20 protein-coding genes are annotated in these 15,637 nt (G+C 66.8%); 12 read left to right on the forward strand and 8 right to left on the reverse strand.

The features are described 5' to 3' along the window. The first annotated feature begins 61 nt into the window (after positions 1–61). From ACFQZZ_RS29940 to ACFQZZ_RS29950, 3 genes are all read left to right on the forward strand, one after another. Positions 62–595: an Lrp/AsnC family transcriptional regulator gene (locus tag ACFQZZ_RS29940; RefSeq protein ID WP_378687422.1), complete on the forward strand. Its 534-nt coding sequence runs from the start codon at positions 62–64 to the stop codon at positions 593–595. A 68-nt stretch (positions 596–663) separates the two neighbouring features. Continuing rightward, the gene (locus tag ACFQZZ_RS29945) at positions 664–1,287 is read left to right on the forward strand and encodes an antibiotic biosynthesis monooxygenase family protein (RefSeq protein WP_378687424.1); all 624 of its coding nucleotides are present in this window, start codon (positions 664–666) and stop codon (positions 1,285–1,287) included. A gap of 9 nt (positions 1,288–1,296) precedes the next feature. Next, positions 1,297–2,100, forward strand: coding sequence for an SDR family oxidoreductase (locus ACFQZZ_RS29950; RefSeq protein WP_378687426.1), 804 nt, complete (start codon positions 1,297–1,299; stop codon positions 2,098–2,100). A 204-nt stretch (positions 2,101–2,304) separates the two neighbouring features. On the opposite strand, the gene ACFQZZ_RS29955 is transcribed toward ACFQZZ_RS29950, so the two are convergent. Together ACFQZZ_RS29955 and ACFQZZ_RS29960 are read right to left on the reverse strand one after the other, a co-directional pair. Then, positions 2,305–2,727: an acyl-CoA thioesterase gene (locus tag ACFQZZ_RS29955; protein ID WP_378687428.1), complete on the reverse strand. Its 423-nt coding sequence runs from the start codon at positions 2,725–2,727 to the stop codon at positions 2,305–2,307. Continuing rightward, positions 2,724–3,689, reverse strand: coding sequence for an AraC family transcriptional regulator (locus tag ACFQZZ_RS29960; protein ID WP_378687430.1), 966 nt, complete (start codon positions 3,687–3,689; stop codon positions 2,724–2,726). Before ACFQZZ_RS29960 ends, ACFQZZ_RS29955 begins: the two co-directional genes overlap by 4 nt. Before the next feature lie 80 nt (positions 3,690–3,769). Here ACFQZZ_RS29960 and ACFQZZ_RS29965 point away from each other — a divergent pair, with 80 nt between their 5' ends. Together ACFQZZ_RS29965 and ACFQZZ_RS29970 are read left to right on the forward strand one after the other, a co-directional pair. After that, positions 3,770–4,618, forward strand: a complete 849-nt coding sequence (locus ACFQZZ_RS29965; protein WP_378687432.1) for an SDR family oxidoreductase — start codon at positions 3,770–3,772, stop codon at positions 4,616–4,618. Positions 4,619–4,794: 176 nt separating this feature from the next. Continuing rightward, entirely contained in the window at positions 4,795–6,081 is a 1,287-nt protein-coding gene (locus ACFQZZ_RS29970) for an MFS transporter (RefSeq protein WP_378687433.1), read from the forward strand. An 80-nt stretch (positions 6,082–6,161) separates the two neighbouring features. Here ACFQZZ_RS29970 and ACFQZZ_RS29975 read toward each other — a convergent pair whose 3' ends face one another. Continuing rightward, complete coding sequence (locus tag ACFQZZ_RS29975; protein ID WP_378687435.1) at positions 6,162–6,551, reverse strand: hypothetical protein; 390 nt, start codon at positions 6,549–6,551, stop codon at positions 6,162–6,164. A 58-nt stretch (positions 6,552–6,609) separates the two neighbouring features. Between ACFQZZ_RS29975 and ACFQZZ_RS29980 the strand changes: the two genes are divergently transcribed. Continuing rightward, complete coding sequence (locus ACFQZZ_RS29980) at positions 6,610–7,137, forward strand: TetR/AcrR family transcriptional regulator (RefSeq protein ID WP_378687436.1); 528 nt, start codon at positions 6,610–6,612, stop codon at positions 7,135–7,137. Between the two features lie 24 nt (positions 7,138–7,161). Next, entirely contained in the window at positions 7,162–7,407 is a 246-nt protein-coding gene (locus ACFQZZ_RS29985; protein ID WP_378687438.1) for a hypothetical protein, read from the forward strand. 114 nt (positions 7,408–7,521) lie between these two features. On the opposite strand, the gene ACFQZZ_RS29990 is transcribed toward ACFQZZ_RS29985, so the two are convergent. The 3 genes from ACFQZZ_RS29990 to ACFQZZ_RS30000 are packed head-to-tail and all read right to left on the reverse strand — an operon-like array spanning position 7,522 to position 10,423. Further along, positions 7,522–8,937, reverse strand: a complete 1,416-nt coding sequence (locus tag ACFQZZ_RS29990; RefSeq protein WP_378688012.1) for an NAD(P)(+) transhydrogenase (Re/Si-specific) subunit beta — start codon at positions 8,935–8,937, stop codon at positions 7,522–7,524. Between the two features lie 17 nt (positions 8,938–8,954). Next, positions 8,955–9,272, reverse strand: a complete 318-nt coding sequence (locus ACFQZZ_RS29995; protein ID WP_378687439.1) for an NAD(P) transhydrogenase subunit alpha — start codon at positions 9,270–9,272, stop codon at positions 8,955–8,957. Beyond that, positions 9,272–10,423: a Re/Si-specific NAD(P)(+) transhydrogenase subunit alpha gene (locus ACFQZZ_RS30000; RefSeq protein WP_378687440.1), complete on the reverse strand. Its 1,152-nt coding sequence runs from the start codon at positions 10,421–10,423 to the stop codon at positions 9,272–9,274. Before ACFQZZ_RS30000 ends, ACFQZZ_RS29995 begins: the two co-directional genes overlap by 1 nt. Before the next feature lie 406 nt (positions 10,424–10,829). On the opposite strand from ACFQZZ_RS30000, the gene ACFQZZ_RS30005 reads away from it, so the two are divergent. Genes ACFQZZ_RS30005 through ACFQZZ_RS30015 form a run of 3 tightly spaced genes read left to right on the forward strand, consistent with a single transcriptional unit; the run spans position 10,830 to position 12,802 of the window. Next, on the forward strand, positions 10,830–11,321 hold the full coding sequence (locus ACFQZZ_RS30005; protein ID WP_378687442.1) for an HIT family protein: 492 nt from the start codon (positions 10,830–10,832) through the stop codon (positions 11,319–11,321). Then, the gene (locus tag ACFQZZ_RS30010) at positions 11,318–12,157 is read left to right on the forward strand and encodes a maleylpyruvate isomerase family mycothiol-dependent enzyme (RefSeq protein WP_378687444.1); all 840 of its coding nucleotides are present in this window, start codon (positions 11,318–11,320) and stop codon (positions 12,155–12,157) included. Before ACFQZZ_RS30005 ends, ACFQZZ_RS30010 begins: the two co-directional genes overlap by 4 nt. Before the next feature lie 6 nt (positions 12,158–12,163). Then, complete coding sequence (locus tag ACFQZZ_RS30015) at positions 12,164–12,802, forward strand: Type 1 glutamine amidotransferase-like domain-containing protein (RefSeq protein WP_378687446.1); 639 nt, start codon at positions 12,164–12,166, stop codon at positions 12,800–12,802. Here ACFQZZ_RS30015 and ACFQZZ_RS30020 read toward each other — a convergent pair. Both ACFQZZ_RS30020 and ACFQZZ_RS30025 read right to left on the reverse strand, forming a co-directional pair. Further along, on the reverse strand, positions 12,799–13,299 hold the full coding sequence (locus ACFQZZ_RS30020) for a GtrA family protein (protein WP_378687447.1): 501 nt from the start codon (positions 13,297–13,299) through the stop codon (positions 12,799–12,801). The genes ACFQZZ_RS30015 and ACFQZZ_RS30020 overlap by 4 nt on opposite strands. Positions 13,300–13,370: 71 nt before the next feature. After that, entirely contained in the window at positions 13,371–13,682 is a 312-nt protein-coding gene (locus ACFQZZ_RS30025; RefSeq protein ID WP_378687449.1) for a hypothetical protein, read from the reverse strand. A gap of 229 nt (positions 13,683–13,911) precedes the next feature. Between ACFQZZ_RS30025 and ACFQZZ_RS30030 the strand changes: the two genes are divergently transcribed. After that, a complete protein-coding gene (locus ACFQZZ_RS30030) occupies positions 13,912–15,270 on the forward strand; it encodes an FAD-binding oxidoreductase (protein ID WP_378687450.1) in 1,359 nt (452 codons plus the stop codon). Between the two features lie 63 nt (positions 15,271–15,333). After that, on the forward strand, positions 15,334–15,618 hold the full coding sequence (locus ACFQZZ_RS30035; RefSeq protein ID WP_378687451.1) for a GNAT family N-acetyltransferase: 285 nt from the start codon (positions 15,334–15,336) through the stop codon (positions 15,616–15,618). Positions 15,619–15,637 lie beyond the last annotated feature (19 nt).

Consider the following 15,637-nt stretch of genomic DNA (forward strand, 5'->3'; position numbering starts at 1 on the left):
CGACACGCGAGTGAGCAGAATGCCCAATTCTGAGCGGCCGACCAATGTCATACTGCGTTGTATGTCCAGTAGAGAACCCGTTGACGCCACCTTGGACGCCACCGACGCGCGGCTATTGCTGGAACTCGTCGCGAACCCGCGCGCGACCGGCGTGGAACTGGCCACGCGGCTCGGGCTTTCGCGCAATACCGTGCAGGCTCGGCTGTCGCGCTGGGAGGCAAGCGGGGTGCTCGGCAGCTTCGAGCGGCGGGTCCAACCGCGAGCCCTCGGCTACCCGCTGTCGGCGTTCGTCGCGGTCGTTGTCGATCAGCACCAGCTGGATTCGGTGGTCGACGAGCTCGCCGAGGTGCCGGAGGTGACCGAGGTATGCGGCATGACGGGACCGACCGACCTGACCGTCCGGGTGGTCGCGCAAGATGCGGACGACCTGTACCGGATCGCCGGGCAAATCCTGAAAATCCCCGGTGTGGAACGCACCAACATGGCGCTGGTGATGCGGGAGCTGGTCGGGCCGCGCACCGCTCCGCTGCTCGACCGGCTGGCCGGGTCGAGCGCCTATGCGCGGTCGGCGCTAGACCCCGGCGTCCGGCCGTAGTGCCGACGCGCCCGGGTCCGCGCGAATACCCTTGACCTCGAGTGCAGTCGAGGTTCGAGGATGGCGTCATGACCGACACCGAGTGCATCGTGATCGACACGATCGAACTGCCCGCCGATCGGATCGACGATTTCGTCGCGCAGTGGCGGCAGCGGGCCGAAATCGTGAGCAAGGCCGACGGATTCCGGGATGCGCGTCTGCATCGTGCGATCGAGCAGGACGGAGTGCTTCCGCTCGTCATGGTCGCGCATTGGGACAGCGCCGAAGACAAGGATGTCGCGCTGTCGGATCCGGCCTTCCGTAACTCGGCCGCGTCGTCGGGTGGCTTCGCCACGGTGCGGGGCGCGCTCTACACGGTCGCCGCCGAATATCGTTCGGTGGCAACGCCGCAGGGTGCGGGGATCACCTTCGTCAACGCCTTCGTGCTGCCCGCCGATCGCGTCGACGAATTCGCCACGCACTGGCATGGACGGGCCGCCCTGATGTCCCGCGCACCCGGCTTCCGTGATAATCGGCTACACCGGGCGATCACGCAGGATGCCCACTTCCAGCTGGTCAATATCGCGCATTGGGACAGTGCCGAGGCATGGCAGGCGGCCGGTACCGATCCGGCTTTTCAGCAGCGCCTCGCCGCCGCACCGACTTTTGCCACCGCCAATCCCGCGCTGTACGAGGTGGTCGCCGAGTTCTAGGGTGCGGGCATGGAGATTTCGGGCAAGGTAGCGATCGTCACCGGGGCAGGGGCGGGTATCGGGGCCGCGCTGGCCCGACGACTCGCCGCCAGCGGTGCGCGGGTAGTGCTCGCCGACCTGGACGCCGATGCCGCGGCGGGTGTCGCCGATTCGATCGGCCCGAACGCGGTCGCGGTCGGCGGCGATGTCGCCGACGAGAAGGTGATCCAGGGGCTGATCGATCGCGCAGCGACCGAATTCGGTCCGGTGGACCTATATTTCGCCAACGCGGGCATCGGCGGCGGGCCCGGTCTCGACAGCACCGACGCACAATGGTCGGCCGCTCTGGAAGTCAATGTGCTCGCCCACGTGCGTGCCGCCCGCCTGCTGATGCCCGGCTGGCTGGAGCGCGGCAGCGGCTACTTCATCACCACAGCGTCGGCGGCCGGACTGCTCACCCAGATCGGCTCGGCGCCCTATTCGGTGACCAAGCACGCGGCCGTCGGCTTCGCGGAATGGTTGTCGATCACCTATGGGGACAAGGGGATCCGCGTCAGCTGCGTATGCCCGATGGGCGTCGACACGCAAATGCTGCACGGTGGGCTGATACCGGAGGACGCCGCGGCGGGCGAACTCGCCATCAAGGCCGTCACCACCGCAGGCGCGGTCCTGACACCCGAGCAGGTCGCCGAAGTCGTGCTCGTAGGCGTGGAAGCCGAACACTTCCTGATCCTCCCGCACCCAGAGGTCCTGAAGATGTACCGCCACAAGGGCACCGACTACGACCGCTGGCTCGACGGCATGCGCCGCTTCCAGGCCGCCCTGCAGGGCTAGCCAGCAGCGAGCGTAGTGAAATGACCAGCCAGAAACCCCCTCCGCAGCCACCATTTCACCCCCGCTGCCGTCCGAACACCCCGCGCCACAGCCGCACACCCCCTATACGGGGTGTACAGCCACAACAAGGGGTGGGAGGACGCTGTACGAGGTGCGTGCAGCTACGACACGGGGTGTGTGGCCGAATTTCCTCGGTGTGGGCGTCTACTCGGTGACGAGGGTGGCGGCAGCGGTACGGATGATCTCGGGGATCTCTATGGGTTTGCGGGTCTCGGCGTCGACGTAGACGTGGACGAAAGTGCCGGTGGCGGCCAACGCGAGGGCGTCGCCGTCCTCTCGGAAAATGGCCAGGTCGTAGGTGATGCTGGAGCGGCCGAGGCGGGAGATGCGCAGGCCGACCTGGAGTTGGTCGGGGAAGCTCAGTGAGCCGAGATACTGGCAGGAGGTTTGGGCTACGACGCCGAGCGCGGGCAGCTCGCGGATGTCGGTGCCGGTGGCGTGGATCAGCCAGGCGTTGACTGCGGTGTCGAAGTACGAGTAGTACGTCACGTTGTTCACGTGCCCGTAGTGGTCGTTGTCGGCCCACCGCGTCGGGACCGGCCAGAGGACTGGATACTGCTGCGTCACCCGGCCGACGATAGCTCAGCGGGAGTCGCGCCTTGGCGATGGTCGCGCGGGCTGACGCCGAAGTGCCGTTTGAAGGCGGTGCTCAGTGCGAAGGCGCTGCCGTAACCCACCTGACGGGCGATCGATTCGATGGTGGCGTCGGACTCTTGTAGCAGGTCGGCGGCAAGGGCGAGGCGCCATTCGGTGAGGAACGCCATCGGTGGCTCGCCCACCAGGTCGGTGAAGCGGCGGGCCAGCGCGGCCCGGGATACGCCGACCGCCTCGGCCAGGCTCGCCACCGTCCAGCCGTGTGCCGGGTTGTGCTGCAACAGCCGCAGCGCCTTGCCGACCAGCGGGTCGCTGTAGGCGTGATACCAGGCCGGTGCGTCGTTGCGGGCGAACCAGGCGCGCAGCGCAGCGATCAGCACCAGATCGAGCAGCCGGTCCAGGACCACGTTCTGGGCAGGCTCGTCCTTGGTGGCCTCGTCGACGAGCACGTCGAGCAGCCGGGTGTCGAGGTCGCCGCGCGACAATATGACGACCGGCGGCAGGGCGCGCAGCAGTCGTTGGCTTGCCGCGCCTGCGGACTCGTAAGTACCTGTCACCATCACGGTGGCGCCCTCCGCGTCGGTGCCCCATTGTCGTATGCCGAGACTCAATGTCTCACAAAGGATTTCACCGTCAGGAGTCTTGGTGACATTGCCGGGATCGATATAGATCTGCGGTTCGGTGGCTGGGTCGTCGGCGATTGTGTAGTGGTCGGGCCCGCGAAAGATCGCGATGTCGCCCGCACTGATTTGCCGTGGCGCGGCAGGCTTTCCGCCCGGCTCGGTCATCACCCACGCAGAACCCCGGATCATCGACACGACCGTCAGCGGAGCCTGGTCCTGAATACGCAGCGACCACGGCGGCGCCAGCAGCGAACACATCACAAACGCACCTCTGGCGCGTGGACCTTCGAGCAGACTGGCGAGCGCATCCACACGACAACAGTAGACGATGGCGCATGATCATGAGCCGCTGAACCATGTATGCGCTCGGCCTGCGCCGATGTACTTGAACCATGACAAACAGCACCGCTTGCCGGCCCCTCATCCTCGTCACCGGCGGCACCGGCAAGACCGGCAGCCGCATCGTGACCCGACTGCGGCAATCATGGCATCCGGTCCGGATCGGCTCTCGCACCGCGACCATCCCGTTCGACTGGGACGATCGCGGCACGTGGGCTCCGGCGCTGAACGGCGTCTACGCGGTGTACATCGCGTACCAGCCCGACCTCGCCGTGCCGGGCGCTCCAGTGGCCATTCGCTCCTTCGCCGCCGCGGCCAAGGCCGCCGGCGTAAGAAAGCTCGTGCTGTTGTCCGGCCGCGGCGAGCGGGAGGCACTGGAATGCGAGCAGATCGTGCAGGATTCCGGCCTCGACTGGACCGTCGTGCGCTGCAGCTTCTTCGCCCAGAACTTCAGTGAGGGCGCGTTCACCGATTATGTGCTCGCCGGCGAGGTCGCACTGCCCAACGGTGACATCCCGGAGCCGTTCGTGCATGTCGACGATATCGCCGACGTGGCCGTCGCCGCGCTCACCGATGACGCACACAACGGCGAGGTCTACGAGCTGACCGGACCGCGGGCGCTGACCTTCGCCGAGGCGGTCGCCGAGATCGCGGCGGCAACCGAGCGCGAGGTCGCCTACATACCGCTCTCGCGGACGGATTTCATTGCGGCACTGACCGAATACCAGGTTCCCGCCGATGTGGTCAGCCTGCTCGACTACCTGTTCGGCACGGTGCTGGACGGCAGGAACTCCAAGACCACCGACGGTGTGCGTCGCGCCCTGGGTCGGCAGCCGAAGGATTTCGCCGAGTACGTCCGGGACACAGCGGTCACCGGAATCTGGAACACACCGGGCCAGTAGTACGTTGGATAAGACAGTCAGGCTCTACGCAGACCACCACCGCGCGGACGTGGATCGCAACGGCGCGATCAACGCACCCGGACGCAGCGGGACAACGATGTCCCGTCCGGTTCCGCGCGGTGGCACCCGCGACCCCGGTATCGCGCTGCGCGCGAACCGACCTCTCGCCTGCCGGGATGATCATCGGTACCGTCGAATCGGTGGCGACCTCGACGACCGACTCCGCGACCCGTATCGCTCGCGCCGCAGTATTCGTGGTGTTCGCACTGAACGGCTTCATGCTGGCGATGTGGGTGGTCCACATCCCGGCCATCACCGATCGCACCGGCGTCTCGAAGTCGACGCTCGGCATGTTCATTCTGCTGATGGCCGCAGCGGGCATCGTCGGCATGCGGATCGCCGGACCGCTGGCGGACCGCTTCGGCAGCCGGACGCTGGTCGGCGCGGCCGCGGCCATCGGGTCACTCGCGGTGCTCGGCCCCGGCCTTGCCACCGGCCCCAGCACCCTGGCCGTCGCGCTGGCCTGCTTCGGTTTCGGCAACGGGGCGCTGGACGTGTCGATGAATACCCAAGCGGTACACGTGGAACGCGCCTACCGGCGACCGATCATGGCGGCGTTCCACGCGCTGTTCTCCGGCGGCGGACTTCTCGGATCCCTGATCGGCGCGGCAACATTGCGGGCAGGCTGGGATGCGCGACTGACCTTGACACTAGCCGCGATAGCGGGCTTGGCCGTCACCGTCGCCGCAGTTCCGCGACTGCTGCCCGATACCCGATCTGAACCGCGAGTCCCCGAGCCGTCCACCGCGACGACGCCACACCCCGCTACGCCCGGTGAGTCCAGTCGGACGGAGTCCGTCGACGGTCCGGCACCCGGACAGGCGCAGGCGAGTCCATCGCCCAGCCGTTCGAATCAGAGCCGAAAGGTATTGGCACTGGCAGCCATAGCCTTCGGTGTGCTGCTCGCCGAAGGTGTGGCCAACGACTGGAGCACGCTGCAGATGCGTGACCATCTCGGCGTCGACGAGGCCACCGCGGCACTGGCATTCAGCGCCTTCTCGATCACCATGACCGCGGGCCGATTCACGGCGGATCGGATCAGTGGCGCGTTCGGCCGTGTCGCGCTGGTCCGCTACGGCAGCGCACTCGCCGCCCTCGGCTTCGGCCTCATCATGGCGTCCAACTGGGTCCCGCTGTCCCTACTCGGCTGGGCCATGGCCGGCCTCGGCCTGTCCGGCGTAGTCCCCCAGATCTTCACCGCGGCAGGCAACCTCGGCTCCGACACCGCCGCCACCGATATGGCCCGCGTCTTCAGCCTCGGCTACTTCGGCCTGCTCGCGGGGCCCGCGGTGATCGGCTGGCTCACCGCCCTCATCCCCCTCACCGCCGCGATGGCGGTACCTCTGATCGCGGTCCTGCTGTGCTGCCGCTACGCCGGTGTGGTTGCCCCGCAACGGAACTGAGCCACCAACTAGCGATGGCCCGCGCGGTCGCCGAAACCGCACCATCAGCACCGGGCCGCACGGCCACTCGAAACGCACCACTAGCGGCCACGCGAAACGGAAGTGCCAGCGCTGGGCTCGGTTGCGCGAAGCAGTACAGCCAGCTCCCGCCATTGCGGCAGCGGCAGGGCCGACTGATCGACCGAAATCACCTGCAAGCACACATGATCGGCGCCCGCGTCGAGATGGTCGCGCACCCGTACGGCGATGGCGCCCACATCGCCGTACGCGACGATCGCATCGACCAGCCGTGAACTCGGCCCGCCCGCGATATCCGCGTCGCCGAAACCGAGCCGCCGCATATTGGCCACCTGGTGTGGCGCCGAATCCAGATAGCCCGCGACGTGCGCCCTGGCGACTTCGCGGGCTCGCGCACGATCGGTGTCGAGGACCACGACCTGCTCGACGCCGAGGAATGCTTCCGGTCCCATGATCCGCCTCGCCTCGGCGGTGTGCTCGACGGGAGCATGGTAGGGATGCGCGCCCCACGTGCGCGCCGCGGCCAACTCCAACATCTTGGGCCCCGAGGCGTCGATCAACGACATCGCCCGCCGCGCCGGGGTCGGCCCCGGCACCCTCTACCGGCACTTCCCCAATCGCCAAGCCCTCCAGGCGGCCGTGCTGCGCGAACGGATCGACACGCTCTGCGGATACGCCGAGGAACTGGCGTCCGATGAGCCGACCGCGGCGTTCGCCAGCTGGCTGCGCGCTCTGCTCGGCCATGCCCGCACCGACCACGGCCTCGGCGGCGCTGTGCTGGCCGGACCGGTAGATCTGGGATTCGACTGCAGGCAAGCCATCCACCAGGCCGGTGCCGCACCGCTCGACAGGGCGAAGGGAGACGGTGGAATACGCGCGGATGCCGCAATCGACGATGTGATCCAACTGGTCGCGGGCATTGCGCTGGCGGCACGCCATGGCACCGACCCCGACCAGCCGGATCGCCTGCTCCGCCTCGTCCTCGACGCACTGCGGGTGCGGTGCACCACAGCATCTGTCCCCCACCCCACGGCGTAGCGCGCAGACCTCGATAATCTCGGTATGTTCGACACCAACAGACTCGAGCGCCGGATGGACCGCCTCGAACGCAAGCTCGATCTGATCATCAAACATCTCGGCATCCCCGACCCGAGAGCGTCCTTCGAATACTCCGAGATCGACGAACTCATCCAGCAGGGCAAGAAGATCCAGGCCATCAAGCGCTATCGGGAGCTCGACCCCGGCGCGGGGTTGAAGGAGGCCAAGGAGGCGGTCGAGGCTCGCGAACATCAGCTCCGGTACAGCTAGCACAATGAGAAAGCCCGTCTCCGTGAACGGAAACGGGCTTTCCCGGACCCGGTGCGGCCTGAGAGAGCTTGTGCACCGGGGGATTTGGAGCACTGCGCGTGCCCGCCTTACGTCTTACAGTGCCTTCAGCTCTTCCGTCACCGCGCCGACAGATTTCTTGGCGTCACCGAACAGCATGGAGGTGTGGTCGGCGTAGAACAGTGGGTTGTCGATACCGGCGAAGCCGCTGTTCATCGAACGCTTCAGCACGATGACGCTCTTGGCCTGGTCGACATTGAGGACCGGCATACCGTAGATCGGGCTGCTGGTGTCCTCGCGGGCGGCCGGGTTGGTGACGTCGTTGGCGCCGATCACCAATGCCACATCGGTACGGCTGAATTCGCCGTTGATGTCGTCCATTTCCTTGAGCGCGTCATAGGAGACCTCGGCCTCGGCCAGCAGCACGTTCATGTGGCCGGGCATGCGTCCCGCGACCGGGTGGATGGCGTACTTGACCTCGACGCCCTTGGCCTCGAGCAGCTCCGCCATCTCCTTGACCGCATGCTGCGCCTGGGCCACGGCCATGCCGTAGCCGGGCACCACGATGACCTGGTTGGCGTAGGCCATCTGGATCGCGGCGTCCGCGGCGGAGGTGGCCTTGGCCTGCTTCGCCTCACCGTCACCACTCGCGCCGGGAGCCGTACCGCCGCCACCGAACCCACCGGCCACGATCGCCGGGATGGACCGGTTCATCGCCTTGGCCATCAGGTTGGTGAGGATGGTGCCGGACGCGCCGACGATCATGCCCGCCACGATCATCGCGGTGTTGTTCAATGCCAGACCCGCTGCCGCGGCCGACAGACCGGTGAGGGCGTTGAGCAGCGAGATGACCACAGGCATGTCCGCGCCGCCGATCGGCAGCACGACCGCGAGGCCGAGCACACCGGCGAGCACGAGCACCGCGATCATCCACAGCTGCGAGACACCGTCGTCGGTGGCCCCGATGCCGATCACCACAGCCGCCGCGATGGCGCCGATGAGCAGCAGCAGGTTCAGCGGCTGCTGCAGCTTGCCGAGGCCGATCGGACGGCCTGGCAGGATCTCCTGCAGCTTGCCGAACGCGATCAGCGAGCCCCAGAACGAGATCGAGCCGATGATCGCCGCGAACAGCGAGCCGACAACGATATGCACGGTGGGCTCTTCGTCGAAGCTCGAAAAGCCTTGGCTATTGATGAATTCCGACCACGCGATCAGCGCGACCGTGCCACCACCGACGCCGTTGAACGCGGCGACCAGCTGCGGCATGGCGGTCATCTTGGTGAACTTGGCGGGCGGAACGCCCAGCGCGATACCGACCACGAGACCGGCGATGATCAGGATCCAGTTGCTGGTGTGGCGCACCGAAATCAATGTCGCGACAACGGCGATGAACATGCCGACCGCCGCGATCAGGTTGCCGCGCACCGCGGTCTTCGGGCCCGTCAGACCCATCAGACCGTAGATGAACATGCCGAAGGCCACGATGTATAGGCCGTTGACCAGATAGGTCACATTGTCGAAGGTATGCATCAGTTATCCGCCTTCACCGGCGCAGCGGCCTTCTTGCCCTTGAACATGCCGAGCATGCGGTCGGTGACCACAAAACCACCGATGACGTTCAGCGTTCCGAACACCACGGCGACGAACAGGATGATCTGCGTCAGGATCGAGGGATCCTCGACGTTGCCGAGGGTCACCAGCGCACCGAGCACGACGATGCCGTGAATGGCGTTGGTGCCCGACATGAGTGGGGTATGCAAGGTGTTGGGCACCTTGGAGATGACGGCGAAGCCGACGAACCCGGAAAGCACCAGGATCGCGATATTCGCGAGAAGTTCGGTGTACATCAGGCTTCCACGCTTTCGCTCGTCGGTTCGCTCGGCAAGCCTCGCTCACGAGTGACGCAGGAATCCGCGAGCACCTGATCACCGAAGTCGGGCGCGAGCTTCCCGTCGACCAACATCAGTTCCAGCAGCGCCGAAATGTTCTTCGAATACAGCTCGCTGGCATGCTCGGGCATGGTGGCGGGCAGGTTCAGCGGCGAGGCAATGGTGACCTCGTGCTTGACCACGACCTCACCCGGTTCGGTGAGCTCACAGTTACCGCCGGTCTCACCGGCCAGGTCGACGATCACGCTGCCGGGCTTCATACCCTCGACCGCCGCGGCGGTGACCAGGCGCGGGGCCGGGCGGCCCGGCACCAACGCGGTCGTGATCACCACGTCGAAGCCCTTGATCGCGTCTTCCAAAGCCTGCTGCTGCTTCGCCTTTTCCTCATCGGTGAGTTCGCGGGCGTACCCACCCTCACCGGCGGCGTCGATGCCGAGATCCAGCCACTGCGCACCGACCGAGCGCACCTGATCGGCGACCTCGGGACGCACGTCATAGCCGGTGGTGCGGCCACCGAGGCGCTTGGCCGTGGCCAGCGCCTGCAGTCCGGCGACACCGACGCCGAGCACCAGCACGGTCGCGGGCTTCACGGTGCCCGCCGCGGTGGTGAGCATCGGGAAGAAGCGGGTCGATTCCGACGCCGCAAGCAGCACGGCCTTATAACCGGCGACATTGGCCTGCGAGGACAGTGCGTCCATCACCTGGGCCCGCGAGATACGCGGGATGGCCTCGACCGCGAAGGCTTGCACCCCAGCGGACTTCAGCGCATCGATCTGGTTCTCGGCGTTGCGCGGGGCGAGGAAGCCGATGAGAGTCTGTCCGCTGGACAGCTTCGCCACCTCGGCATCGCTCGGCGGCGCCACCTTCACGACCACCTCGGCCGACCACGGGTCGCCGATCGTCGCGCCTGCCTCGATATATGCGGCGTCGGGAATGAGCGCACCGAGACCGGCGCCTGATTCGACCACCACTTCAACGCCGTGCTTCAGCAGGCTCGGGATGATCTTCGGCACCAATGCGACACGCCGTTCGCCCGCGTTAGACTCGCGAACGACTCCGACACGCGCTCCACGTGGCGACTGATCGCCTACGCTCTGCGTTGTCTCCACTTGTCAGACTTCCTTCTCGTGCTGAGCTTCAGGCAACTGGACGACGGCCGGACGATGTTACTTCTGAGTAAGTTCGTCCAAATCCTCGCAACTGTACCCGGCTCGCGGTGAGCGTAGCTGAGATGCCCGTCACAAGCTGATGCCGGATTCCGCCGGTATGCCGGTTTCGGGGCATTGGGGTGGACATGGTCGGTACCTCCGGCACGGTCGATCGATCGGGACTGTCTGTGTCCCGATGGTTGTCGCCGCAGGTGAGGGCGACAAGACCGAACAAAAAGGTCCTTTACTTACCCCCAGGTTCGAGAACTGGTCAGGGGCTCGAGACGCCGACGGACAGTGACGTGCATCATGCCGAATGCCGGATTCGGGGTATGCCGCGCTCCTCTTACGCCGTATGGTCGGCGATGTGAACGACTGCGTCTTCTGCCGCATCGCGGCGGGCGAAGCCCCGGCGACGAAGGTCTACGAGGACGACACGCTGTGCGCCTTCCTCGACATCCGCCCCATTGCCCGCGGCCACACCCTGGTGATCCCGAAGCGGCACGCCACCGAACTCGAGGATCTGGATGCCGACCTCGGCGCACATATCTTTCGAGCGGGCCACCGGCTCGCGCTGGCCATTCGCCGCAGCAGCCTGGCCGCCGACGGCGCCAATCTCGTACTCAACGACGGCACCGCGGCCTTCCAAACCGTGCCACACGTGCATCTGCACGTGATCCCGCGCAGGCACGGCGACAAGCTGAGCTTTGCGGCCGGACTGCTGCTGCGCCGCCCGCATGATCCGGCCTCCACCGCCGCTGCCATCACGGGTGGGATCGCGGCACTGGACAAAGAAGAAGAGTCGAGCACCAGCGAGGCGAAGCCAACGGGCCGCGCCGAGGAAGGAACGCAAGGATGACCGACCCGACCCTGGACCGGACCGAGCTGATCGGCAAGCTGTCCGAACAGTGGGACGCGATTGCGGCGCTGGTCTCGGATCTCGACGAGAACCGTTGGCGCACACCGTCTCCACTGCCGGGCTGGACCGCGTTCGATGTGGTCGCCCACGTCATCGGCACCGAATCGTGGCTGCTCGGCGAGCGCCCGCCCGCGCACGACCCGACCAGGGAGAAGACCGACGTGCGCACGCTCCCGCACGTGCGTAACGACACCGCCGTACTCAATGAGATCTGGGTGGATCGGCTGCGCCCGCTGTCGGGTCGCCGGTTGCTCGAGCTCTATGGCGACGTCATCGACCGCAGGCGCAAGGCGCTCGCGGCGCTCGGCGACACCGAATGGCAGGCCGAAACCCTGTCACCGATCGGCCAGATCAGCTACGGCCGGTTCATGCGGGTGCGGCTGTTCGACTGCTGGATGCACGAATTCGATATCGCCGACGCGCTCGGCACGTCCGTCGACGAGGGCGGCAGGCGCGGTGAGCTGGCGTTCACCGAGTTCGCCGGTTCGATCCCGCGCGTGGTCGTCAAGCGTGGCAAGGCGCAGGACGGCGCGCGGATCACCTTCGAGCTCACCGGCCCGCTGGCCAGGACGTTGCATATCGAGGTGCACGGCCGCGCGGCGTACGTGGACGCGTTCGATGCGCCTGCCGACGTCGAGATCCGTTTGGATTCCGGGCTTTTCGTACGCCTCGGCGGCGGCCGGACAACCGCCGACGAGCACCTCGACGCGATCGCCATCAGCGGCGACGAACAGCTGGGCCTGCGACTGGTGCGCAATCTGGCCTTCACAATCTGAACCGCCGTGCGACTGTTCCTGTCCAGCTACCGATTCGGGGCGCATTACCACCGGCTCGCCGCGCTCGTCGGCGAGCCGGGCCGAGTTGCGGTGATTCCCAACGCGTGTGACGCCTGGCCCGAGGTATGGGCGGGCGCGGTCACCAGCGATACGGTGCCGCTGCGCAAGCTGGGCTATACGCCCGAGACGCTCGACCTGCGCGACTACATCGGATGTGCTACGGAACTGGAGCAGACGCTGGCCGACTACCCGCTGGTGTGGGTACGCGGCGGCAATACCTTCGTGCTGCGCGCCCAATTCGCCCGCAGCGGAGCGGATCTGGTGCTGCGCAAGCTACTGGCCGCCGACACGCTGGTGTACGCGGGCTACAGTGCGGGAGCCTGCATCATGGGCCCTGACCTGCACGGCCTCGACGACATGGACGATCCAGCCGAAGTCGCACCCACCTGCGGCGTCGAACCGCAGTGGGACGGAATGGGATTGGTAGAGCGCCGGATCGTGCCGCACATCGACTCCGCGACGGATCCGGATGGCTACGGCAATCGGCTGGCCGCTCGCTATCGCGCCGCGGGCACACCGCATTGGGCGCTCACTGATGACGATGTCGTGGTGGTCGATGGCGACCGAATCGAGCTGCTGCGCTAGCGGACTGTCGGCGAAGCTTCGACGTCCTTACGGCGGAACACCACCCAGCGCATCGCGCTGTACATGTAGACCGCTTCGCAGCCGCCCGCCAGCAGCCTGGACAGGTGGTATTCGAGGCCGAGGGCGGTCAGTCCACTGCCGACACCGAGGATGAACGCGATGTAGTTGATCGCGACCACCACCGCGTACACCACCGCCTGCTTGCCGACCGGCGCATGCGAATGGAAATTGAAGGTGCGGTTGAGCACGAAGCTCAATCCGAAGGCGCACACATAGGCCACGGTGACCGACAGCCAGACCGGTAGTCCCCACCAGCCGTGGAGCACCGTGAGCAACACCAGATCGACGCCGAAGGTGAAGCTGTTGATCAGCGCGAAACCGAGAATGGTCGGGGCGACAAGACGATCGAGGCCCAAGGGCAGGCGCGCGACGACAGCCTCGCACCACCGGGTGAACCTGTCCGCCACGGTGTCGGTGGTCGTCGCGAGGCCTGGCACGCCGCCAGCATGGCAGCGGCAAGTGTCCACAAAGTGATCGCCCGGCAAACCGGCCGGTCGACCGGCCGGATTCAGCCGATTTGGGTGAGCGGAGGACGAAGATCGAGGGCCGACCAGGTGGCCAGGCAGCGCCTGCGCGTCACGTCGTCGGCCTCGTCCAGCAATGCGTCGAGCAGGACGAGCGGGTCGCGCCGCCACTGCTCGGCAACGGTCGCCAGCGCCGCCTTGTCGAATACCCCCGAACGATCCAGCGCGGTGATCCATTCGTCGAACCGGCCCGCATGGATTCGGCGTAGCACGCTCTCGTCGATGCCACCGTCGACGAACTCGTGCGAGAACATCGCCGCGACCAGCTCGCGGTAGTCCGGTGAATCGACCTGCATCACGTCTCCCTCCGACGCCGAGCGCCTCGCCTGGAATTCTTACCACCAAACGGCCGCGGCACCACCCCCCAACAGCGAGGGCACCATCCCGGAGTCAGCCGAGCTCGGCGACGCGCAGGTCAGTGAGTCGTCGCGGCAAGCGGGGCAATCCTGGCGGCGAGATCCGGCACCGACACCTCCCGCTCCGGTTCACGCCGCGCGGGATCCAGCAGCGGATACCGTGAACTGTGTGGAACTCAATGACCTGATCGCGCGGCTGCCCGACGGTGCGGTGCTGACCGACTCCGATCTGCTGGAGGGCTACCGGCAGGACTGGGCGCGCGACCCCGACGCGGGCAGACCGCTCGCCGTCGTGCGCGCCACCGGCACCGATGACGTCGCCGCGACGCTGCGCTTCGCGCATGAGCACAAGATCGCGGTGGTGCCGCGCGGCGCCGGGTCAGGACTATCCGGCGGCGCGACCGCCGTCGACGGCGGCATCGTGCTGAGTACCGAGCGCATGCGCACCATCACCGTCGACCCGGTCACCCGCACTGCGGTAGTGCAGCCGGGGCTGCTCAATGCCGAGGTCAAGCGCGCGGTCGCCGAAGAAGGACTGTGGTATCCGCCGGACCCCTCGTCATTCGAGATCTGTTCGATCGGCGGCAACGCCGCCACCAATGCGGGTGGCCTGTGCTGCGTGAAGTACGGCGTGACAACCGATTATGTGCTCGGCATGGAAGTGGTGCTCGCCGACGGCACCGTGGTGCGGCTCGGTGGTCCCCGGCTCAAGGACACGGCCGGACTGTCGCTGACCAAGCTGTTCGTCGGCAGCGAGGGCACGCTCGGGGTGATCACCGAGCTGACGTTGCGGCTGCTGCCCGCGCAACCGCCGCAGAGCACGGTCGTCGCCTCGTTCGCGACGCTGACCGCCGCGACCGAGGCCATTCTCGGCATCACCGGGACACTGCGGCCGTCGATGCTGGAGTTCATGGACGCGGTGGCGATCAACGCGGTCGAGGACGAGATGCGGATGGGGTTGGACCGCGAGGCGGCGGGCCTGCTGGTCGCACGTTCGGACGCACCGGGCGAATTCGCCCGCCACGAGGCCGAAATCATGGTGGCCGTGTGTGAGAAGGCGGGCGCCACCGAGGTCTTTCACACCGAGGATCCCGAGGAAGGCGAAGCCTTCACCGCCGCACGACGGTTCGCCATTCCCGCGGTAGAGAAACTCGGCCCGCTGCTGCTGGAGGACGTCGGGGTGCCGCTACCGCGCCTGGGCGACCTGATCAACGGCGTCGCCGCGATCGCCGAACGCAACAAGGTGATCGTCTCGGTGATCGCACACGCGGGCGACGGCAACACCCACCCACTGATCGTGCACGACCCGACCGACGCCGCCATGACCGAACGCGCGCACCGCGCCTTCGGCGAGATCATGGATCTCGCGATCGCACTCGGCGGCACCATCACCGGCGAGCACGGCGTCGGCAGATTGAAGAAAGCCTGGCTGCCCGATCAGCTCGGCCCCGACGTAATGGCGCTGACCCGGCGTATCAAGGACGCGCTCGACCCGCATGGCATTCTCAACCCCGGCTCGATTCTGTAGACCAGGCACGACCACACCGCAGCCGCAGGAACATTTCCGGCCGAGAAGGAGTTTCACCAGATCATGACCACCAGGCTCGAGCACAACGTCGCCGATACCCGTTTCGAGATCTATATCGACGACACCCTCGCCGGGTACGCCGATTACGCCGAAGCCGAGGACACCAAGGTGCGCGACTTCCATCACTCCATGACCTTCCCCGAGTTCCGCGGCCGCGGCGTGGCCGCCGAGGTGGTCGGGTACGCGTTGAACGAGTCGCGCGCCGAAGGCTTCACCGTCATCCCCACCTGCTGGTACGTCGAGAAGTACATCGCCGAGCATCGCGAATACGCCGACCTGGTCGCCTAGTTCCCGGCTCGTTGCCGAT

Origin of the sequence: Nocardia sp. GCM10030253, assembly GCF_042675075.1 — a bacterium.
Taxonomy (GTDB): Bacteria; Actinomycetota; Actinomycetes; order Mycobacteriales; family Mycobacteriaceae; genus Nocardia.